15 protein-coding genes, 6 tRNA genes and 1 other RNA gene are annotated in these 22,523 nt (G+C 39.9%); 16 read left to right on the top strand and 6 right to left on the bottom strand.

Features of this window, described 5'->3' with window-relative positions; genetic code table 11:
* Positions 1-392: 392 nt before the first annotated feature.
* The 3 genes from AC27JL_RS11090 to trmB all read right to left on the bottom strand — a co-directional run bounded on the left by AC27JL_RS11090 (position 393) and on the right by trmB (position 3,941).
* Entirely contained in the window at positions 393-1,997 is a 1,605-nt protein-coding gene (locus AC27JL_RS11090) for a sensor histidine kinase (RefSeq protein ID WP_305401666.1), read from the bottom strand.
* Between the two features lie 147 nt (positions 1,998-2,144).
* Positions 2,145-3,170 (bottom strand): methyltransferase, encoded by a 1,026-nt coding sequence (locus AC27JL_RS11085; RefSeq protein WP_487195635.1) that lies wholly within the window; start codon positions 3,168-3,170, stop codon positions 2,145-2,147.
* 45 nt (positions 3,171-3,215) lie between these two features.
* Positions 3,216-3,941, bottom strand: a complete 726-nt coding sequence (gene trmB, locus AC27JL_RS11080; RefSeq protein WP_006794328.1) for a tRNA (guanosine(46)-N7)-methyltransferase TrmB — start codon at positions 3,939-3,941, stop codon at positions 3,216-3,218.
* A gap of 162 nt (positions 3,942-4,103) precedes the next feature.
* Here trmB and mutY point away from each other — a divergent pair, with 162 nt between their 5' ends.
* Together mutY and AC27JL_RS11070 are read left to right on the top strand one after the other, a co-directional pair.
* Positions 4,104-5,165, top strand: coding sequence for an A/G-specific adenine glycosylase (mutY, locus tag AC27JL_RS11075; protein WP_487195634.1), 1,062 nt, complete (start codon positions 4,104-4,106; stop codon positions 5,163-5,165).
* A gap of 34 nt (positions 5,166-5,199) precedes the next feature.
* Complete coding sequence (locus AC27JL_RS11070; RefSeq protein WP_006794326.1) at positions 5,200-5,472, top strand: oxidative damage protection protein; 273 nt, start codon at positions 5,200-5,202, stop codon at positions 5,470-5,472.
* A gap of 63 nt (positions 5,473-5,535) precedes the next feature.
* On the opposite strand, the gene AC27JL_RS11065 is transcribed toward AC27JL_RS11070, so the two are convergent.
* Positions 5,536-8,310 (bottom strand): ATP-binding protein, encoded by a 2,775-nt coding sequence (locus tag AC27JL_RS11065; RefSeq protein ID WP_487195633.1) that lies wholly within the window; start codon positions 8,308-8,310, stop codon positions 5,536-5,538.
* Between the two features lie 339 nt (positions 8,311-8,649).
* Here AC27JL_RS11065 and AC27JL_RS11060 point away from each other — a divergent pair.
* The 9 genes from AC27JL_RS11060 (at position 8,650) to AC27JL_RS11020 (ending at position 15,494) form a co-directional block, all read left to right on the top strand.
* Positions 8,650-8,725, top strand: a tRNA-Phe gene (locus tag AC27JL_RS11060).
* Positions 8,726-8,782: 57 nt separating this feature from the next.
* Positions 8,783-8,858 (top strand) — tRNA-Thr (locus tag AC27JL_RS11055).
* A 49-nt stretch (positions 8,859-8,907) separates the two neighbouring features.
* Positions 8,908-8,983: transfer RNA gene (locus AC27JL_RS11050), tRNA-Phe, on the top strand.
* Positions 8,984-9,040: 57 nt separating this feature from the next.
* A tRNA-Thr gene (locus tag AC27JL_RS11045) sits at positions 9,041-9,116 on the top strand.
* 49 nt (positions 9,117-9,165) lie between these two features.
* A tRNA-Phe gene (locus tag AC27JL_RS11040) sits at positions 9,166-9,241 on the top strand.
* A 78-nt stretch (positions 9,242-9,319) separates the two neighbouring features.
* Positions 9,320-9,395: transfer RNA gene (locus AC27JL_RS11035), tRNA-Thr, on the top strand.
* 318 nt (positions 9,396-9,713) lie between these two features.
* Complete coding sequence (locus AC27JL_RS11030) at positions 9,714-11,129, top strand: efflux transporter outer membrane subunit (protein ID WP_487195632.1); 1,416 nt, start codon at positions 9,714-9,716, stop codon at positions 11,127-11,129.
* Positions 11,119-12,414 (top strand): efflux RND transporter periplasmic adaptor subunit, encoded by a 1,296-nt coding sequence (locus AC27JL_RS11025; RefSeq protein ID WP_487195631.1) that lies wholly within the window; start codon positions 11,119-11,121, stop codon positions 12,412-12,414. The genes AC27JL_RS11030 and AC27JL_RS11025 overlap by 11 nt, the downstream gene beginning before the upstream one ends.
* Positions 12,411-15,494, top strand: coding sequence for an efflux RND transporter permease subunit (locus AC27JL_RS11020; RefSeq protein ID WP_487195630.1), 3,084 nt, complete (start codon positions 12,411-12,413; stop codon positions 15,492-15,494). The genes AC27JL_RS11025 and AC27JL_RS11020 overlap by 4 nt, the downstream gene beginning before the upstream one ends.
* A 159-nt stretch (positions 15,495-15,653) precedes the next feature.
* On the opposite strand, the gene ssrS is transcribed toward AC27JL_RS11020, so the two are convergent.
* Positions 15,654-15,836, bottom strand: a non-coding RNA gene (gene ssrS, locus AC27JL_RS11015) — 6S RNA.
* A gap of 193 nt (positions 15,837-16,029) precedes the next feature.
* On the opposite strand from ssrS, the gene AC27JL_RS11010 reads away from it, so the two are divergent.
* The 4 genes from AC27JL_RS11010 to AC27JL_RS10995 are packed head-to-tail and all read left to right on the top strand — an operon-like array spanning position 16,030 to position 20,314.
* Entirely contained in the window at positions 16,030-16,593 is a 564-nt protein-coding gene (locus AC27JL_RS11010; protein WP_008131954.1) for a UPF0149 family protein, read from the top strand.
* Positions 16,594-16,626: 33 nt separating this feature from the next.
* Positions 16,627-17,949 (top strand): Xaa-Pro aminopeptidase, encoded by a 1,323-nt coding sequence (gene pepP / locus AC27JL_RS11005; protein WP_487195629.1) that lies wholly within the window; start codon positions 16,627-16,629, stop codon positions 17,947-17,949.
* A gap of 14 nt (positions 17,950-17,963) precedes the next feature.
* Complete coding sequence (ubiH, locus tag AC27JL_RS11000; RefSeq protein WP_487195628.1) at positions 17,964-19,151, top strand: 2-octaprenyl-6-methoxyphenyl hydroxylase; 1,188 nt, start codon at positions 17,964-17,966, stop codon at positions 19,149-19,151.
* Positions 19,148-20,314, top strand: a complete 1,167-nt coding sequence (locus tag AC27JL_RS10995) for an FAD-dependent monooxygenase (RefSeq protein ID WP_487195627.1) — start codon at positions 19,148-19,150, stop codon at positions 20,312-20,314. The genes ubiH and AC27JL_RS10995 overlap by 4 nt, the downstream gene beginning before the upstream one ends.
* A gap of 283 nt (positions 20,315-20,597) precedes the next feature.
* On the opposite strand, the gene AC27JL_RS10990 is transcribed toward AC27JL_RS10995, so the two are convergent.
* Positions 20,598-21,797 (bottom strand): alpha/beta hydrolase-fold protein, encoded by a 1,200-nt coding sequence (locus AC27JL_RS10990; RefSeq protein ID WP_487195626.1) that lies wholly within the window; start codon positions 21,795-21,797, stop codon positions 20,598-20,600.
* A gap of 367 nt (positions 21,798-22,164) precedes the next feature.
* On the opposite strand from AC27JL_RS10990, the gene rpsF reads away from it, so the two are divergent.
* A complete protein-coding gene (rpsF, locus tag AC27JL_RS10985; protein ID WP_006793724.1) occupies positions 22,165-22,506 on the top strand; it encodes a 30S ribosomal protein S6 in 342 nt (113 codons plus the stop codon).
* Positions 22,507-22,523: the final 17 nt, after the last annotated feature.

Genomic DNA, 22,523 nt, shown 5'->3' with positions numbered 1-22,523 from the left:
ACTACTAGAGATTATAGGATTATATCCAATTGTTAACAAGAAAAAACAAATTGGATAAAAATAAAACAGTAAGAGTTCAAAGTTTGCTCAAAAAGCCCGTGCAAAAACTACTGTTAAATCGATCAATACACGTATGAAGTTCATTTACTTTGATAATTTATGGATCGGCTGACTACGCAAAGCTGTTAAATAATCAGACTAATTCAAAGTTAAATTATATCACTATCTAATCTTTCATCAATGTATGTGATATCGCAAAAGTAATAAAGTTCAAAAAATTGCGCTATATAAACGATAACTATTACACTTGTTTGCCACATGAAGCATAAATATGGTCAATAAGTAGTAATTCAAGGAATACAAGTAAATATATGTGTTTGGTTACTTCACTTTTAAGGGATGGTTATGATGAATCGCGCACCGCGTTTTTTTTCTAAATCAATTAATATATGGCCGCCTAAAGCTTGGGTTACTAAATTGTAAACTAAGTGCATGCCTAAGCCACTTGCCCCTTGTCCTCTTTTTGAGGTTACAAATGGGTCGAATATTCTGTGTTTAATTTTTTTATCTACGCCTTGGCCGTTATCGCTGTAAATAATAGTGAGTTTTTTTCCTGTTAACTCTACATCAAATTGTATTTCATTATTTTCATTACCAACGAACCCGTGTAGTAGTGAGTTTGTTATTAGTTGTATAAGTACTTGTTGTAATGGTTCTGACTTGCTTTCTACGGTTAAATCGGTTGCACAATTTATGTTTATAACCGGTTTTTTCTCTTCAAGCTCTGAGCTTATTGATGTCAAAACATCTGTTATTAACTTATGAATATTAATGTAGGTAGTTACGTCATCATCTTGAATAACCGCTACCTTTTTAAAGGTTGAAATTAAGTCGGCTGCACGGTTTAAGTTACGGTAAATCAAATCTAAGTTTTCAATACCGTCGTCAATAAAGCGTTTTAATTGATTTGAAGTCAGTTTTTTATCATCAAAGCTAATTTGTAAATCGGCTAACTTATCGCGCAGCAAAGTAGAGCTTGTAATACCAAGGCCTATTGGGGTGTTAACTTCATGTGCAACACCGGCAACCATTTGACCAAGCGATGCCATTTTTTCATTTTCAACAATCTGCGTTTGATACTGATGCATACGCTCAAGGGTTGATAATAACTCTTGATTTGCCTCTCGAAGGGCTATGGTTCGTTGGTTTACTTTTTCTTCTAGCCCTTGGTTAAGCTGTTTAATTTCTTCTTTGTCTTTTTCATGGCGAGTCAATTGTTTTTGGGTGCGTGTAAGCATGATGTTTAAACTGTTAGAAAGCGCTGATATTTCTTTTACGTCGGTTACTGGTGCGCGTACATCGTAGTTATGATTTTTTGATACGTCTTGTAATAGCATGCTAAGCCGCTCTATCGGTCGAGCTATTCTTTTTTGAACATTTATTGCGATAAAATACACAACAACAAGTATCAGTAAAGTCAGTAAGATATCTACAACTATTTTTTGTTTTATATAATCGTCTAAGCTTTCAAGACTTCCACGCATGTATACATGACCAACAAGCTTTTCATTATGAAAAATTGGCTTTATTAGTTCGATATCTTCGTGGGTTATACGTGGTGTTTTTAGTTCTTCAATGCTGTCGGTTCGAAGGGGGACTGGTGGCGTTTTTTTTGCATTAAAACTTATAAAAAAAACAGGTTTTTGAGATGCTTGCTCAATAGAATATACATGTATGTTTTTAACTAAAGGAGTTTTTTCAAAGTATTTAAGGCGTTTCTCTTCTGTTTCTCTGTCATCTTCAAAAACTGATTTTCCAGCGTCAAAAGCAACTATTTCCGCCAAAATAACGAGCTTACTCACTATTAATTGTTTTTGCTCTTTAACACTTAAATAAGTTGATATAGAAATCGATAATGACAAGCAAATAGCAGTTATAAGCATTATTAGGTTTATGAGTGCTTTACGAATACTGCTTTGATGAACTTTTCTAGGCATTATTTGAGTGTCGCCTGAGTCATTGAGTTTTATTATTTTATTAGTCTAGCAAAGAAGGAACACAGTGGTGCAAAAAAATAAAAATAATAGGTAATATTTTATTGCAAAGTTGAGCACGCAGAATGCTCAACTTAAAATATAAAAAATTTAACTACTATAAACGGCAAATTTATTGTTTTTGAAAACAGTTTGATAAGTTTCAAATTGTGTTTCTAAAATTGGCGGATATTTTAAAAAGCTGTTTGCCACAATGGTTAGTTTTCCGTTTTTAGTTAAATGTTGTTTTGCGTTAGCTAAAAACGTTTCAGCAACGCTGTAGTCTGTTGCAATGCCTGTGTGAAACGGCGGGTTGCTCACTATTAAATCAAACTTACCACTAATATTTTTAAGGCCATCACTGAGAATTGCTTCACCAGTTACCCCGTTTAACTTTAAAGTTTGAGTTGTTGCGTAGGTTGCAAGTGCGCTTACGTCACTACATACAAATTCAAGCGCTGTATTTTTTAAACCCAGAAAGGTCGCAATTAAGCCAGCACCGCAACCAAAGTCGAGTACTTTACCTTGTTTGGTTGAAGGGGCATTTTCGAGTAGCATTTTGGTACCAGCGTCTAAACAGCCATGGTTAAACACGCCTGGTACGCTGATAGCTGAAAATGATGTATCGGCAATACTAACGGTAAATGTTTTATGGTAATGGCTAATATCAAATTGCGCATTAAGCTCAATTTGAGAAAATGAGTAAAGTACGCAGTGTTTAGCCGAATCAATCTTATTACTATATTGAGCTTTGCCTGATAATTGTTTTTCAATCGATTTAACACCACTCTTATTTTCGCCAACCACTAATAACTCGGCATCGCTTGTTATTACCGCGCGTATGTTATCAAGCGCCATTAGCAATTCTGGTTTTGACTTAGGGTAATAAAGAATAACTAAGTCATAATCGCTACCGGTAATGGTGTGGTTAACGCTCACATCAACGCCATGAGTGTTTTTAGCAAATTCACCATTAGCATGGTTATAGCTAAACGCTGTAATTTTGCTATTTGGATTCAGCGTTTTAAGCTCAGCTAAAAAGCCATCTTGAACAAAGTTGACCACCAATATAGATTTACCCGTTAATGCCTCGCTATTTCGAAGTAACAGTAAACTTGGGTTGGTTAATACGCTCATAAATGGCTTTGCCTTACTAAGTGTTAAATTAATATAAAAGTGTAATTACTTGGTGCGCTCAAACATTAAGTCCCAAACGCCGTGACCTAATCGGTGGCCGCGTTGCTCAAACTTGGTAAGAGGACGTAAATCAGGGCGAGGTACGTAGTCGTTTGTTTCTGATTGGTTTTTATAACCCGGAGCCGCTTGCATTACTTCTAGCATATGTTCTGCGTAGTTCTCCCAATCAGTAGCCATATGAAAAACACCGCCTATTTTTAATTTTGAGCGAAGCTTTTCAGCAAATTCAGTTTGCACAATACGGCGTTTATGGTGGCGCTTTTTGTGCCATGGATCTGGGAAGAATAATTGCAATGTAGTTAGGCTTTCATCGCTTAAGCAATCAGCAAGCACTTCTACAGCATCGTGTTCAAACACGCGTAAATTAGTTACGCCCGCTTCGTCGGCATCCATTAAACATGCACCAACACCAGGGCGGTGTACTTCAATACCAATAAAGTTTAGGTGTGGAGCATTTTTAGCCATTTCGACAAGCGACTTGCCCATACCAAAGCCTATTTCTAGGACTACATCATTGTTGTTGCCGAATACTTGGCTTAAATCAAGCATGCCGTTTTTATGCTCTAAGCCCATTGTTGGCCAGCATTTTTCGATTGCAGCGGCTTGGCCTTTGGTTAATCGACCTTCGCGTTTTACAAAACTGCGAATGGTGCGGATGTATTTACCTTCTTGCTTAGCTTGCTCTAGGTTGGTATTGCTTGATTCACTCATATCTAATTGGCCTGACAAAACAATGTGTTTAAAAATGGTTGCATATTATCCCTGACGATGGCCTCAATCACAAGTATTAGCTGGTTTTACAGCCTCTATAGCTTGATCTTTTTACTCACTGCAATAGACTGACCCGCCATTGAGCATGAGTAAAAGTATAATATGTTGGACTTAAATAAAGAGCAGTCTCACTGGTTTTCAAAGCAAGTAGTTGATTGGTATCACCTTCATGGCAGAAAAACACTGCCGTGGCAATTGGGTAAAACACCTTATAAAGTGTGGGTTTCTGAGGTTATGCTCCAGCAAACTCAAGTTGTTACTGTGATCCCATACTTTGAAAAATTTATGAAAAGCTTTCCTGATATTATCGCTTTGGCGAATGCCGAAGAAGATCAGGTTCTTCACCACTGGACTGGTTTAGGTTATTACGCCCGCGCGCGAAACCTTCATAAAACAGCAAAGATAGTTCGCGATAAATACAACGGGCTGTTTCCTCAAACGCTTGAGGAAGTTATGGATTTGCCCGGTATTGGGCGCTCTACAGCAGGGGCTGTATTGTCATTGTCGCTTGGTCAGCATCACCCTATTTTAGATGGTAATGTAAAGCGAGTATTGGCACGCTATTTTATGGTGGAGGGCTGGTATGGGGTAAAAAAAGTAGAAAACCAGCTTTGGCATTTATCGTCGCAATTAACACCTAAAAATAATGTGACTGAATTCAACCAAGCTATGATGGATTTAGGTGCAAGCTTATGTTCACGTAGCCGCTTTGATTGTGAGCCGTGCCCGTTAAACAGCCGCTGCGGTGCGTTTAATGCTAGTAAGGTTAAAGAATTTCCTCATTCGAAGCCAAAAAAAGCAGTGCCTAAAAAAAGCTGTCATCAGCTAATTATAAAATGTGACGATAAGGTCCTTATGGAAAAACGCCCTAGCTCTGGTATTTGGGGGGGATTGTTTGGTTTTTTTGAGTTTGCTGAGCGTAAACAGCTAGATGACTTTTTAGTTCAACATGGCTTTAAATCAGAACTTGAGCCATTGGTACCATTCACCCATGTATTTTCTCACTTTGAGCTGACTATTAACCCACATATATTAAAGCTTAAACAAATCCCGGATGTGATTAACGAACGGCAGCTAGTTTGGTACCCGCTAGATCAATCAGTAGAAGTGGGTTTGGCTGCACCAACTAAAAAGTTGGTTAAACAAATTGCACCAATAGGTTAAACTGTTTGCATTTAACGCTTAAGAGAAATTAATTATGGCACGTACTGTATTTTGTCAAAAGTTACAAAAAGAAGCCGAAGGCCTTGGTTTTCAACTTTACCCGGGTGAGCTTGGTGAAAAGATCTTTAATAACATCTCTAAAGAAGCTTTTGCTCAATGGCAACATAAACAAACTATGCTAATTAACGAAAAGCATTTAAATATGATGGATCCAGAGCATCGTACATTTTTAGAAGAGCAAATGGTTGGCTTTCTGTTTGAAGGTAAAGACGTAGAAATTGAAGGCTATAGACCGCCAGAAAAATAAATAACTTATTAAAAAAGGGGCTAAAAGCCCCTTTTTTATTGCTAATTATTTAGCTATTAAGTGCTAAAACTCTTCGTTTTCTTCCTCAGCCTTTCTAACTTGCTCTTTTAAAAATTGAGCCGCTTTAGAATATTCAATTTCTAACTGGTCGCGTAAATCAATTAATTCATCAGTTGTTAGTTCGCCCGCTTTGCATTTATCTTCAAATGCGCCGGCAAGCTCACCAACTGTTTCTGCCCCAATGGTTTTAGAAATAGATCTGAGTTGATGACAACCCTCAATTATTTCTGCTAGGTCGTTAACCATAACGCCTGAATTTATTGATTTAATTAAACTTTGACTTTGCTCTAAATACATTTTGAAAAAGCGAAGTTGTTTTGCTTTATCGCCATTTACGTATTTGGCGACTGCATCCATATCTATTGGTAACGCAGTGTTTTGTTGAGGAGCTAGCGTTTGCTTAGGAGCTTGCTTGTCGCTCCAGCGTTTTAAAGTATCTTCAAGCGCATTGAGTTCTATAGGCTTTGTAATAAAGTCATTAATACCTACTGCTAAACAGCGTTCTTTTTCGCCTTTGAGAGCGTTAGCGGTAACTGCAACTATATAAGGTTGTGCGTCTATAGCTTCAAGTAATTCAGCTTCGTTACGAATTTTTTCAACCATGTCGTATCCCGACATTTTTGGCATGTGTAGATCGGTTAAAATAAGTGAGAAATTGTTCTTTCTCCACATATCTAGGCCTTCTTCGCCATTGTTGGCAACCTCTACGCCATACCCCAATATATGCAATTGGTCGGTTAAAACTTGCTGGTTTAGAAGGTTGTCTTCAACAAGCAAAATTAATTTATTTGATTCTCGAGCTTGCTCAACATTTAAATAGTTATTTAGCGACTTTGCTTTTTTAATTTGTTTTGGTTGATGCAAGCCTGCGGCAACCAAAATAGAAAGCATAAAGTTGGACTTACAAAGCGGAGACGCATTTATGTAAAATATGTTTTTATGATTAATGGCCGCTTCATCTAGTTTGCTTAATACGACTACTTGCTGATTGTAATCCTCAAGTGAGTACAATAACCGCCTCAATAAAGAGTTAATATCATCAATATTATCTATGCCGTCAGCAACCCAAATAGCACCCTCTGTGTTTTGGTGTTGTTCAATTTCTTTTTCTGTGTGCGCGTAAATAACTTTTGCACCCATAAACGATAAATAACGGTACATTATTTTTTCGCGTTGAAGGTTGTTACTTACAACAATAATTGGTTTGCCGTCTAAGGCATTCTTATGAGCATATTTTATTTTACCAGAGGTGCTAAAAGGCAGCTCAACGGTAAATTCACTGCCAATACCTGCATGGCTATTTACATGAATAGTACCTAACATTAACTCTGTTAGGCTCTTACAAATAGAAAGCCCTAACCCTGTGCCACCAAACTCTCTGGTTATTGAACTCTCAGCCTGAACAAACGGGCTAAATATATCTCTTAGCTGAGCTTGTGTCATCCCTTTGCCGTTATCGGTTACGCAAAAGCGCAAGGTAAAGTGGTCGGCGGTGTTATGCGCAACCTCAACCGAAATTCTCACATGGCCTTGGGTTTTTTCATCGGTGCTTGTGAATTTAATTGCATTGCTGCATAAATTATAAAGTACTTGGCGCACACGTACGCTGTCACCGACTAGATTTACTGGAATATCAGGCGCAATTGATAGTTCTAAATCGAGTTCTCGTTTTTTAGCGACCGACGACAAAACGCGAGTTACTTCTTCTAGGGTATCGCTCACTGAAAAGGGGATTGGGTCTATGTTAAGCTTACCAGCTTCAATTTTAGAAAAATCTAAAATATCATCCAAAATACTCAGTAGTGAGAATGCTGATTCGCGAATAATAGTACTTAAGCGATGCTGAGCACCATCAAGGTCTGTTTGACGAAGCAAATCGATAGTACCAATAACACCATTCATAGGCGTTCTGATTTCGTGGCTCATCGTCGCCAAAAAGGTAGTTTTAGTTTCGCTAGCTCTTTGAGCTTTTAAGGTTTCTCGCTCGAGTGCAATAGTGCGGTTTTGCACCTCTGACTCTAAACCATTTTGTAGTTTTTTCAGTTCTTTTTGTACCGACTCGTTATCGCTAAGGGCTGTTTGCACTTGCTTAAGTAGTACATTTATACTTTGTGCTACAGAGCCTAAACCAATATCTAGCTGTTCATTAACATTACTATTGTAGTTACCTTGCTCTGTAATAGCCTGAAGTTCTTGCGAGAGTGAGTCAGTGCTTTTACGTAAACGGCCATTAATGTATACGTTAAAAAGTAACGCGAAGATAAATAAAGAAATAACAGTTGCGATTGCAACGCCATATGCAATTACCTGAGAGTCTTGCATGCTTAATGGTGGTGAAGCTAACTCTTGTTTTATAATTAGCTCACCAATTGGCTGATCGTTAAGCAAGAGAATATGATGCAACACACCTGTGTTCTCATTATATTGTGTGATTTTGATGGACTCAGGTGCGGTCTCGCTATTGCTATAAACGAGTTGTGTATCAGAAGTCGCGCTGAAACGATAAAGTGTGTATTCAAACTCATCATCTAAAGAGGATGTTAAGTCGAGTAATTGCTTAACCTTGTCTTGGCCATACATTGTTAGCGCGTCGATCATAGGCTGATTTAATGTAGATGCGAGTGTTTTAATATTGACCGATTGCTCAGGTTTAACTGTTTGTGTATCGTTTTTGATGTAGAACGAGTAACCGAATACAGCAAGTGCGGTAATTGCAATATTAAATATAAAAAAAAGTGGTAATAACCCTTTTACCGGCGAAGAGAATTTACTCTGCATTGAATGTTCCCATTGATGTGTTTTTGCTACTTTAGCTATTAGCATAGGTATCTGAACTAATCGTACCATTTACCAAAAATAATTCACTACGGTTTTAGTCTGATTTAGTTATAATATTTCATATATATAGACTGGTTTGTGGTAAAAATGTACGTTATCAATAAAAAATGTACTGAGTTGCTTGAAAACCGTTCAAACAGTCGTAAAGGATAAAAAAAAAGTTGACTTGTAAGGGCAAAACTCGTTTAATACGCCGCACGCCCAGACAGCTGACTTAGTAGATGTTGTTGGGAGTTACATTAAAAATCGGTTAAGATTTTTAATTAGCACTGTTTAAGTGCCTCGATAGCTCAGTTGGTAGAGCAGAGGATTGAAAATCCTCGTGTCCCTGGTTCGATTCCGGGTCGAGGCACCATTTATAAGTTTATCAATCTTTAAAATTGATGAAGTGCCTTAGCACACAGTTTAGTGTGCCGACTTAGCTCAGCTGGTAGAGCAACTGACTTGTAATCAGTAGGTCAACCGTTCGACTCGGTTAGTCGGCACCATTTATTTTAGTTAAGTGTTTTTATAACATTTAATTAGCACTGTTTAAGTGCCTCGATAGCTCAGTTGGTAGAGCAGAGGATTGAAAATCCTCGTGTCCCTGGTTCGATTCCGGGTCGAGGCACCATTTATAAGTTTATCAATCTTTAAAATTGATGAAGTGCCTTAGCACACAGTTTAGTGTGCCGACTTAGCTCAGCTGGTAGAGCAACTGACTTGTAATCAGTAGGTCAACCGTTCGACTCGGTTAGTCGGCACCATTTATTTTAGTTAAGTGTTTTAACAACATTTAATTAGCACTGTTTAAGTGCCTCGATAGCTCAGTTGGTAGAGCAGAGGATTGAAAATCCTCGTGTCCCTGGTTCGATTCCGGGTCGAGGCACCATTTATACAAAGCCTTGCTTATGCAGGGCTTTTTTGTTTTTGACCAGTGTTCAAAACTGCCTTTCAAATAATTTAGTGTGCCGACTTAGCTCAGCTGGTAGAGCAACTGACTTGTAATCAGTAGGTCAACCGTTCGACTCGGTTAGTCGGCACCATTTATCAACTTATTTCTATTATCAAAACACTGAATCAGTAGTCTGTATAAGTTACCCATTCGATTTGGTTAGGCTGCACCTACCTCGTTTACAACACTTTATTTTTTCCTGATAAATTAATTTTAATCTACATAAATAATGTTGTGATCTGATAGTGTTTATATTTACAAAGTTGCTGATCATTTAACCATACCTGCCGTATAACTCACTTATTAGTTCACTCATCGCTAACTATGTAATGTTATGTAAAGTAAGTTGAGCAAAATTTGCCAAGGTGCTTGAATTACATTCATAAATAGCAGTAATTCAGGTTAAATTATGATTTGGCAATACAAGCCAACGTTATTGGCACTTAGTGTGATTCTGCTCAGTGGCTGTGCGAGTAATATAAATCCACAGGAGCGCCAACAAGCACCCAGTAATGTTCCTAAGCAGTGGCAACAACAAGCAGCAAGTTCAGTTTTGCAAGTGGATGATGAATGGTTAACGCAACTAAACACGCCATTGCTGAAAAAATATGTTAACCAAGCGCTTAAAAACAATCAGCAACTATTACAAACCAGCTACGATGTTGCCATTACTAAGCAGCAACTCATTGCGTCCGGGGCAGACCTTTGGCCTAGCTTAGATTTATCTACGCGTACTAGCCGAAGTAAAGATAATCGGCCTGTTAGTTATAATAATGCTAGCTCCGTAAGCTTAAACTTAAATTATGAAGTTGACTTATGGGGCAAACTGTCAGATTCAAAACGTGAAGCTAACCTTTCATATTTAGCTCAAAAAGCGCGTTTTGAACAGGCTAAACAGCAGCTTGTTTCGGATGTTGTTCAAGGATGGTTTGATGTTGTGTCTGCACAACAGCTACTCGATTTATATAAACGCCGTGAAGAAAATGCTAAGCAAAATCTCGATATAATTGAATCGGGTTACCGCCAAGGTATAAACGAAGCGCTCGATGTTTATTTAGCCCGCAATGAGCTAAATAACGAACGTTCACGCATAGCTACTCAATCAGCAAGCTTATCCAGTGCTGCAAGACTACTGGAGCGTTTATTAGGTGAGTACCCAAAAGGAGCAATTTCTGCAAGTAATGACTTACCGGTTATTAACACAGAAATCCCACTGGGAATCCCATCTGAACTTATTACTCGAAAGCCTGCATTACTTGCTAGTTGGTACGAGCTATTGGCGACCGATGCGTCACGGGCTTACGCACACAAACAGCGTTTCCCTAGTTTAAATTTAACTGCAAGCTTAAGTGATAGCACAGACAGGGTGAGTGATTTATTTTCTCCTTCAAGCCTTGCATGGTCTTTGCTAGGAAGTATTTCGGCACCTATTTTTGAGGGTGGTCGTTTACAAGCTAATGAGGAAATTGCACGCCTAAATACACAAAAGCAAGAACAGCAATATCTGCAAACTCTGTACGATGCATTTGGCGATGTAGAAAACGCGATTTCGCAGCAGCAATCTTTAAAGGCTCAATATACAAGCACACTTGAAGCGCAAAAAAATGCACTTGCTGCCGAGCAGTTATCGTTTGAGCAATATCAAAGTGGCTTAGTCACTTACACCACAGTATTGGATGCACAAGGGCGCTCATTCGATGCGCAAAGTTCATTAATACAAATTAAGAATCAATTAATTGCAAATAGAATCAACCTACATGTTGCCCTTGGTGGTGATTTTGAAAAACCATCAAGCGACCTAAAGAGTAACAACGATGAAAACTAAAACAGCTAAAATTATTATTCCAGCCGCGGTTGTTGTTACCGCTCTTTTAATTGTGTTTTTTATCAAAAGTAACCCGCCAGAAGCGAGGCGTTTTGGCTCAGCACCAAAAGCAGCTATTAGCGTGTCGGTATTAGAGGTTGTGCCTCAAAGTTACCAAGTAATGATAGACAGCTACGGTACAGTAAAGCCTCGCACACAAAGCTTACTTGTTGCTCAAGCATCAGGGCAAATCATCGACGTGAGTGATGAGTTTAGAGAAGGTGGTTTTTTTGAAAAAGGCGACGTGTTACTAAAGCTTGATGATAGAGATCATCAGGCAGAGGTTAAATCTGCACAAGCTAACTTACTCACAGCAGAACAAAGCTTACTGGAAGAAAAAGCCCGCGGGCAACAAGCACTGACTGATTGGAAGCGCCTTGGGGGTTCAAGCAAAGCCAGCAGTCTTGTATTGCGTGAGCCACAATTAGCAGCGGCGCAGGCACAAGTGTTATCGGCTCAAGCTACTCTTGAAAAAGCAGAGCTTGATTTAGAGCGTACAAAAGTGACTGCACCCTATGCTGGGCGCATACTAAGTCGCAGTGTCGATTTAGGCCAAGTAGTGAGTAACAATACCCAACTTGCCACTATTTACGCTATTGATAGTGTAGAAATTCGTTTACCAATAAAAAATAAAGACCTTTCGTTTGTAAACCTGCCAGAGCAATACCGTGATGGTGCTAAAAACCAAGCCGGTTCGTTAGTTAAATTTAGCTCTGATTTAGTGGGCGAACAAACATGGCAAGGCCAACTTGCACGCACTGAAGGCGCAATTGACGAAAATGCGCAGCAACTTTACGTGGTAGCAAAAATAGACGACCCATATAAATCAACCGCGAGTAACCAATACCCAATTAAAATAGGCCAATACATTAAGGCACAAATTGCAGGTAAAACGGTACAAAATGCGTTGATCATTCCCAACAGTACAATTTATCAGGGCACCTATGTGTACGTCGTTGAGGGTGATGTACTAAAACGTAAAGACGTTACTTTTGCATGGCAAAACGCAAACCAAGCAATGATCAAAACAGGATTAAAAGCAAACGACAAGTTGGTTATCACGCCACTTGGTCAAGTGAGTTCGGGCACTAAAGTGAGTATTTTAGGTGAAGAGCCAAAGGAAAAAAAACCTAAAGGTATGCGCCCGTCGCGAGAGCAACTTGAGCAAAAAGCAAAAGAGCTTGGTATTAGTGTTGAAGAGTTAATAAAAAAACGTCGCGCAGCCAATCAAGGAGATAAAGCATGATTGCTTGGTTTACCAAAAACCATGTTGCTGCCAATTTATTGTTAGTAACTTTGTTGTTGTCGGGACTATTTAGTTTATCGAGTAAAATACCACTTGAGGTGTTTCCGTCTTTCGAAACAGACATGATAAGCGTAGGTGTTAGCCTGCGTGGTGCAACTCCTGAAGATGTAGAGCAGGGGGTAACAATTCGTATAGAAGAGGCTGTGCAAGACCTAGAGGGCATTAAACAAATATTTAGCCGCTCGTCAGAGGGGTCAGGCTCTGTAACCATTGAGGTTGAAAGTGGTTACGATCCTCGTGAGCTGTTGGCTGATATAAAAAGCCGAGTCGATGCGATTAATACGTTTCCTGGCGATGCCGAAAAACCAATTGTTGCGCTGGCTGAGCGCAAAAGAGAAGTAATAGCTGTTACTGTATCAAGTGATTACGGCGAAAAAGAAACGCGTGAATACGCAGAAACAGTGCGAGATCAAATACTGCGTTTGCCTAATGTAACGCAGGTAGAGCTAAGTGGTGTACGAGATTATGAGTTAGCCATTGAAGTTAGCCAAGACACACTTCGCCAATATAACCTGAGCCTTGCGCAAATATCGAGTGCGATTGCTAATTCAAGTTCTGATATTTCTGCCGGTAACTTAAAAACAGAAGGTGGCGATGTACTGATCAGCTCAAAAGGGCAGGCTTACCGCAAAGACGAATTTGCTAGCATAGTAGTTAAAAACCAAGCCGACGGAACAATTATTCGCCTAGGTGATATTGCTACAATAAAAGACGACTTTGAAGAAACGCCAGTGCGTACCCGTTTTAATGGTAAGCAAGCGGCGTTTATAGACGTTTACCGAATTGGCCCGCAAAGCGCGATAACCGTGGCAGACGATGTTAAAAACTACATTGAAGAGCAGCAGACCACGCTACCACAAGGTTTTAAACTAAGCTATTGGGACGACGATTCAGAGTTAGTTAAAAGCCGTATCGCAACCTTAACCAGTAATGCTCTACAAGGTGGTATTTTAGTTCTGGCACTGCTCACGCTATTTTTGCGCCCGGCAATTGCATTTTGGGTATTTATTGGTATTCCAGTATCATTTATGGGCGCATTTATCGCGATGCCAATTTTTGGTGTAACGCTAAATATAATGAGCTTATTTGGCTTTATTTTAGTGCTCGGTATTGTAGTAGATGACGCCATAGTAACCGGCGAAAACGTGTATACCCATTTAAAAACGGCAAAATCGGGTGAGCAGGCTGCTATATTGGGTACTCAAGAAGTGGCTACTCCCGTTACCTTTGGTGTGCTGACTACGGTTGCTGCCTTTTTACCTTTAGCATTTATTGAAGGGGCACGCGGCGCCTTATTTGCGCAAATTCCGGTAGTCGTCATTCCGGTGTTATTGTTCTCGCTAATTGAGTCTAAATTTGTGTTGCCAGCACATTTAAAATACATAAAATTACGCCACCAAAAAGGTGAACCATCGAAGCTTGAAGCAATTCAACAACGCTTTGCAGATGGCTTTGAAAGTGCAATTTTAAAATATTATCAACCTATCTTAAATACTGCTTTACGCCATAAATTAGCAACGGTAAGTTTATTTGTTGGGGTATTTTTTATAATTTTAACCATGATCACAAGCGGTTGGACTAAGTTTATCTTTTTCCCACGAATTCCGAGCGAAACCGTACGGGTTAACCTAACACTGCCAACGGGTACACCGTTTGAAGTAACCAATAAATACGTGATTGATATGTCTGAAAAGGCCCAGCAACTACAAGATAAATATCGCGCCCCTGATACAGGCGAAAGCGTTATTTTAAATATACTCGCCACTACAGGCGGGCGCGGTGGTGTATCCAACTCTGGGGCGGTACGCTTTGAAATTACACCTGCAGAAAAGCGTGAATCAGACATAGGCTCACGCGAGCTTGCAAGTGAGTGGCGCGATTTAATAGGTGTGATCCCTGGCGCTGAAAGCTTAACATTTAGAGCTGAAATTGGTCGAAGTTCAGACCCAATAGACGTTCAATTAAGTGGCACCTCGCTTACAATACTCCAAGATGTGGCTGATAATATTAAAAACCGTTTAGCAACGTACCCAACGGTGTTTGATATTGCCGATAGTATGTCTGATGGTAAAGAAGAGTTACGTATAGAGCTTACACAACAAGGGTTAGCGCTTGGTTTAAATCGTGTAAATGTAGCAGGGCAAGTGCGAAATTCGTTTTTTGGCTCGCAAGTTCAACGAATTCAACGCGGACGAGACGACGTGCGTGTAATGGTGCGTTTACCTATTGATGAGCGCCGCTCGATAGCTGATTTACAAAATATACTAATAAATACTCCCGATGGCGGTTCTGTACCATTGTCGCATGTGGCAACGCTTACGGCAGGGCAAAGCCCATCGACTATAAACCGTATTGATCGTTACCGCACACTAAACGTGACGGCTGATATAGAAAAAAACAACACCAACATGACGGTGCTTCAAGCTGACCTCGCACAATACTTAGACGAGCTAATGCAGCAATACCCGGGGGTTGATTATAAACTTGAAGGTGAAGCTAAAGAGCAAAGAGAGTCGTTTGGCTCACTGGCTTGGGCGCTAGTGTTTGTATTTTTTATAATTTATGCGCTATTAGCTATTCCGTTTAAGTCATACATGCAACCAATTATTGTTATGAGTGTTATTCCATTTGGCATGATTGGCGCAGTAGTAGGGCACTGGATAATGGGGATGGATTTAACCATTATGAGCCTACTAGGTATGCTTGCGTTAATAGGTGTCGTAGTGAACGATTCGCTTGTATTGGTTGATTTTATTAATAAAAAACGCAGCGAAGGTGGCGATTTAATAGAGGCAGTTAAACTTGCTGGCGCATCGCGCTTTCGCCCAGTTATGCTCACCAGTTTAACCACTTTTATAGGTTTAATGCCGCTGCTGTTTGAAAAAGCCACACAAGCGCAGTTTTTAATACCTATGGCCGTTAGTTTAGGGTTTGGGATAATTTTTGCGACCTTTATTACTTTATTGCTAGTACCAGTCAATTATATGTTGATGGAACGATTTCAAGGCTGGTTTAAATAATACACAAAACGTGTTGATACAAAAGCTGTAGGTATTCAATTGCCTGCAGCTTTTTTGTTTTTAGCTATGCAAAATTGAAAGTTATTTAAGGCGTTAGATGGATATACGTGGATATATAAAGAGGTTTGAGTGTGCGTGTTAAAACGCGAGTAGATGATGGTGTTCCCCAAGATACGGTACTCGGTTTCAGTCCTGAAACCAGAAGGTTTCAGGGCGGGAATCTGCGGTTTACCGTAGGCTTCTCGGTACATGCCAAGCTTGCACAATAGTAAACGAACAGAAACCCTGGTATAAAATTTATCGGCTCAGGGACTTAACCCAGCTCCATTATCCCAGGGAACAAATTAAGTATATAAGACATATGCCAATCCTTAAACCCAAAACGTAAAAAATTAAGTCGTTCGCTTAGTTTTCCCACACCTTTAACTCGCTGTTTACTTTATTGCGTAGTTTTTGAGCGTGATCATACAATTAATTGGAGTTGCTTTTTATCGAGTGGTAGCATTGCTTTAACTAGCAAAGCGAAGGCTTGATTATGAACGATTTACCAGATTACGAAAAAGCTCAACTACTTTTAGAAAAAAACGAAATATTTGTTTCTCCTGCCGAAGCGCATGGTGTTATTAGTGGTTTATTAGCATGTGGACTAAGTATTGACGACAAGGAGTACCTAGGCCTTTTAAGCGATGTATTCAACGATGGTGAATCGTTCGGTAATGGTTTAAAAGCATTTTTTGGCACTATTTATAAGCAAGTTGTTGCAAGCTTTAATGATGAAGAGTTTCAGTTTGACTTATTTTTACCAAGTGATGACGAGACACTCATCGATCAGGCTAATGGCCTCGTATCATGGGTATCGGGATTTATGCTTGGTTTTGGTTTAAAGCAAAAAGATTACGGTAAGCTGTCGGCTGACGTGAAAGAAGTAATTAGCGACTTTAGCGAAATAACACGCCTAGATACCACTTTTGAAGAAACCGAAGAAGATGCTAACGCACTTCACGAAGTTATTGAATATGTACGTGTATCGGCACTACTTTGTTTTGCCGAGCTTGGTAAAGAGCAAAGCAGCCAAAGTGATAAAAAAACGCTTCATTAAACTTAATTAAAAAGTACAACGGGTTAGCTAATAATGGTTGAAATAAAAAAGTCAGAGTTTAAAGCGCGCCGCGAGCGTTTATTGGCGGCAATGGATAATAACAGTATTGCTATAATTCCCGCTGCAACGGAGCTCACGCGTAGCCGTGATACTCATTATCCGTTTCGACAAGACAGTGACTTTTTTTACTTAACTGGTTTTAACGAACCCGATGCCGTGTTGGTGCTTTGCAAAAACAGTGATACACCCTCACTATTATTTTGTTTAGATAAAGACAAACTTGCAGAGGTATGGCACGGCAGACGCATTGGTTTTGAAAAAGCACAAAGCGAATACTTATTCGACAAAACTTATGCACTTAGTGCGCTAAATGAACAATTATTGAATTTGGTGAACGGCCAACAGATTTTATTTTATGCACAAGGGACGTATCCTGCCTTTGATGGCAAAGTATTTTCAATGCTTAACACTTTGCGCAGTGCCCCTAAAAATGGGGATACAGCACCGAGTACAATTAAAGATATTCGCCCTTTATTGCATGAAATGCGCTTATTTAAATCGCCAGGCGAAATTAACATTATGCGTGAGGGCTGTGAAATAAGCGCTCGAGCACACATGCGAGCCATGCGTTTTTCCCACGTTGGCGCAACCGAGTTTCAACTAGAGGCAGAGCTTCATCATCACTATGCAATGAACGGTGCGCCACATCCTGCTTATGGCACTATTGTCGGCAGTGGCGATAACGCCAATATTTTGCACTACACCCAAAATAGCGACGTATTAAACAATGGCGACTTAGTACTGATTGATTCAGGCTGTGAGCTACAAGGCTACGCCGCCGATATAACACGTACCTTCCCCGTTAACGGTAAATTTAGCACTGAGCAAGCTGCGCTTTATAATATTGTACTTAAAGCGCAAGAAATCGCATTTAGCGAAATAAAACCCGGTGGCCTTTTATCTCAGGCAAATAAACTCGCTATGCAAGTACTAACCCAAGGGTTACTTGATTTAGGTATTTTAACCGGCGATTTTGATGAGTTAATGGCACAAGGTGCCTGTAAAGAATACTACATGCATGGTCTTGGTCACTGGTTAGGGCTTGATGTTCATGATGTGGGCGATTACAAGGTTAATAACCAAGAGCGTGTCTTAGAGCCGGGTATGGTGCTAACCATTGAGCCTGGGCTGTATATTAGTAAAGACTCAAATGCGCCTCAAAAATACCAAGGTATAGGTATTCGTATTGAAGATAACTTATTAGTAACTGATTCAGGTCACGACAACTTAACCATTAGCGTGCCTAAAACAATTAGTGAAATAGAAGCGTTAATGCAAAGCGCTAAAAACGCATAAGCTTGGAGATAAAAGTGGCTAAGCAGTTTGATATTGTAGTAATTGGTGGTGGTTTAGTCGGCGCAAGTTGTGCTCTAAGTATAAGTAAAAAAAATCCCAGCTTAAATATTGCTGTAATTGAAGCAAATCAAGTAACCACTGATTATCATCCAAGCTTTGATGACAGAAGTATCGCACTTGCCCAGCAGTCGGTAGAGTATTTACAAAGCCTCAATTTATTTGAAATGAACGCTCCCTATGCTGCGGCCATAAAAAAAGTGAGTGTGTCAGACAAAGGGCACTTTGGTAAAACCCATATTCAAAGCACTGAATTTGCAAAACCTTCTTTAGGGTATGTAGTTGAGGTTAATCCATTTGGGCGCGCGCTTCATCAGCGGTTAGTGCAATCAAGCATTAGCTTATTTTGCCCTGATAGCGTAATCGAAATAAAACAAACGTTACATAGCAACGCATTGACTTTGCAAAGTGGCGAACAACTTAATGCCAAGCTAATTATTGTAGCCGATGGCGCGCAATCTCCTACACGCCAATTGCTGGGCCTTAATTTTAATACTCAGCCTTATGAGCAAGGCGCTATTATTGCCAATATAGAAGTAGCCGAAGGGCATAATAACCATGCCTTTGAACGCTTTACTCAGCATGGCCCTATGGCACTATTACCGATGAGCAATAACCGCTATTCATTGGTGTGGTGTATGGAAAAAGAGCAAATTAATTCATACATGGACTTAAATGAAATCGAGTTTTTAAGTGCATTACAATCAGCCTTTGGTTACCGCGCAGGGCAATTTGTTAAAGTGGGTATGCGCGCAAGCTACCCGCTGGTATATGGGCAAGCCGAATCGTTAATAGCTCATCGAACGGTGGTTATTGGTAATGCTGCTCATGCTATTCATCCCATTGCAGGGCAAGGCTTTAATTTAGGCTTGCGTGATGTACAAGTACTGAGTGATTTAATTGCCAATAGCCCTAATGAGTTAGGGAGCTATGCGTTTACACGCGAGTATGGCCAGTTGCGCAGCCAAGATATAAAAACAGTGATGACTTTAACAGATGCCTTAGTAAGGTTGTTTTCAAATTCATCTCGAGTATTAGCACTTGGGCGAAGCATTGGCTTGTTTTCAATGGATTTATTTCCCGCATTAAAAGCCCCGTTAGCAAAACAATTAATGGGGCAAGTTAAACAAGGTTCACGTTTATGAAGCAAACACAGGTGTGTATTGTTGGTGGTGGTTGCGTGGGGCTAACGTTAGCCCTTGGCCTAGCTAAGGCTAATATTAGTGTTGTAGTACTCGATGCAGCATCAACACAAGCCCCTCCAACTGATGAATACGGTTTACGCGTAAGCGCACTTAGTATTGCAAGCCAAGCATTATTAGAGCAATTAAACGTTTGGCCTGAAATTATTGCTCAGCGTGCATGTGCATATACCCATATGGATGTTCGCGATGCCGACAGCTTTGGTAAAATAACCTTTAATAACAAACAACTTGAGCTCGACCATTTGGGGCATATAGTTGAAAACGATATTATTCGCTTTGCACTTATTAAACAGCTAGAGCAGCAAAGCAGTGCTACGTTAATGTTTGATACCGAATACCAGCAAATACACCAAAGTGAATCAGACGTATTTATAACCCTTAAAAGCGGCGAGCCTATTATTGCTAAGCTGCTGGTGGCGGCTGATGGCGCAAATTCAGCGATTCGTAAACAATTTAATATGGCGCTGACCTTTAAAGATTACGATCACCATGCACTCGTTGCTACAGTAAAAACAAAAGAGCCACACGCAAATACTGCGCGACAAGTGTTTTTACCTACGGGGCCATTGGCATTTTTACCATTGAGTGACGCTAACACTCATTCTATTGTGTGGTCTACCAGTCCCCACCATTGTGATGAATTACTAGCAATGGACAACAACGACTTTAATAAAGCCGTAATGGCTGCCATAGATGGGCAATGCGGCCTGTGTGAAGTGCAAAGTAAACGCGTAGCATTTCCACTTAAAATGCGTTACGCCCAGCAATGGGTAAGCGGCAAAGTGGTATTAATGGGCGATGCAGCGCACACCATTCATCCATTGGCAGGGCTGGGTATGAACCTAGGCCTAAAAGACGCCGCGTATTTAATTGAGCTACTTACAAGTGAGAGTAAAGAATTTGCCAGCACGCGCACGCTTCGTGATTACGAGCGTACGCGCAAGCTTGACGCACAAAAACACATAGCCTTGATGCAAGGGCTTAAAGAGTTATTTGAAGGTGCTAACCCAGTTAAAAAGCTAATACGCGGAGTCGGGCTGTCACTCGTTGATAACCTAGGCCCAATAAAACACCTATTCGCCAAAGAAGCGATAGGCAAATAAGTAGGTTGGATAGAGCGAAGCGAAATCCAACAGGTAAAGTGGTTAGTTTTTAGCTGTCAGCTTTTAGAAAAGAAAAACCGATGTTTAGTTTAAACATCGGTTTTTTATTTTAAGTGGCTTTATACAGATTAAAAGTTGCGCTTTTTTACGCGAGCAAGCTCTGCGTCTTCATGCAAAGTTTAACACTAAGCTTAATTTTACCTGTAGGCGTGCAGCTTGGCGGCGCGACAAACATAGCTCGTAATTACTATCGTTAGTTAAAAAGTGCTTTATGTAAAATCAGCTACAAATTGGCTTGGGCTTCATTGACCATATCTTTGAGCGCATCAATTAACAGTGGATCTCGCGAGTTTTGTTTAGCAAGCTTTAGTGCGTGTTTCATACTAGTAACAGCCTCCTTAAATTGTTTGTCAGCCGTGTAGCCTTGCGACAATCGCATGTGGGAGTAGGCTGCATTTGGGTAATCGCGAGTAAAGTGTTTAAGCGTCGTTATCGCTTTTTTAGTGTTACCAAACTTTTGCTGGCGGTGGGCAAATTCTACGTACACATCTTGTGGAATTTTAAGCTCAAATCCGTACTTATCGCTCAGTGCTTGGTAGTAACCGGTAATAAGCGATACATCAGCAAATTTTCCATGCTCGTCTGTTACTTTAAATATTAGGTCGCTAAACAAGTGAATCAGGCTATCGCTAATTGCTGGAAGTATGGTGCCCATATGACTAAAAGTAGGGTAATGCTTATATTCCCACTTTAGCTGTGTGGGCATTTGTTGTTCTAAATTTACTAACGTATTTAATGCGCCGGTATAAAAACGTGCGCCTTCACTCGCTACACTAATAAATAACTCTTGAGCACCTTTAGGGTTTTTAGTGTATTTAATAATATTATTTTTTAACTCTTCGTCACTCCACCAACTATTTGGGCTAATAGCGATGTAGTTGTTAAACAATTCAGGCTGATTAACTAAAGTATAAAGCGCTAATGTACCAGCGTTAGAGTGACCCATTAAGGTGTTGTAGCCGTTAGTTGAGTAATTGTTGTTTATGTATGGCATGAGTTCGTCAGACACAAACTTTAAAAAGTTGTCGGTTTGCCCAGCGTCAGGCCATTTATTTTTAACAAAGGTTTGAAACTCCGTTTTAGGCTCACCCTCTACTTTAGGTAAGTAATCACGAACTCGGTTAGTTGTATCAATAGCAACAAGCATGGCATTAGGTATTTGCTCGTAATCAACAAGGGATTTTATAACGCCAGACGCCGTATGAAAGTGCTCAACACCATCAAGTAAATAAATAACATAAAGCGGCTGGTCGTCTTTTACAGTGGCAGGTATGAAGATGCTGATTGGCCTATCTTCGTTAAGTATTTTTGATTGTAGAATAACTTTTTTACCAACGGTTATGTCGGTTGTAGCGGTGTTTGAATAGCTAAAAAAAGAGGTGCTAAAAGTAAGTATCAAGGCAAGCGATAATAAAAGCTTCATAAATATCCTTATTTAATAATGTGTTGCTTAATAATTGCACGGCTTTAGGCTTGAGTAAACGTTTATATTTTAGGAGCACATACAGGGCTTTATTAATTAAAAGCTTTGATTTTTTTGTGTGAGCAAGCTCAGTGACTTCCAAAAAAACGAAGGCACTTACTTTCAATTTACTTATTGATAAAGGGGTATCGAGTAACGCCACCCTGATAGCTTTAACACTTATCTATTAAAGCTTAAAAAACCTGCTTGCTTAATTATCCTACTAAGCGTAAAATGCGCGCTCATTTCGGCTTTTAAACTATTAATTCCTTGCCTTAAACCGACCGGCCGAAACGGTAGAAGGCTCTATTAACCGTAAGGAATATCCATGCGTCATTACGAAATCGTATTCATGGTTCACCCAGATCAGAGTGAGCAAGTTGCTGGTATGATCGAACGTTATACTGGTTCTATCACTGAAGCTGGTGGTTCAATCCACCGTCTTGAAGATTGGGGCCGTCGTCAATTGGCTTACCCAATTAACAAGCTTCATAAAGCTCATTATGTTCTTATGAACGTTGAAGCACCTACTGAAGTAATCAGCGAGCTAGAAACTACTTTCCGCTACAACGATGCAGTGCTTCGTAACTTAGTTATCCGCACTAAATCTGCAGTAACTGAAGCGTCTCCTCTTGCAAGAGAAGAGAAGAAAGAAGCACCAGCTGCTTAATTGTTTTGAGTCCAAGC

Source organism: Pseudoalteromonas sp. 4NS20-0020, assembly GCF_057554385.1.
Note: the sequence above shows the minus strand (reverse complement) of the source record. Positions and strands in the feature narration are given on the sequence as shown.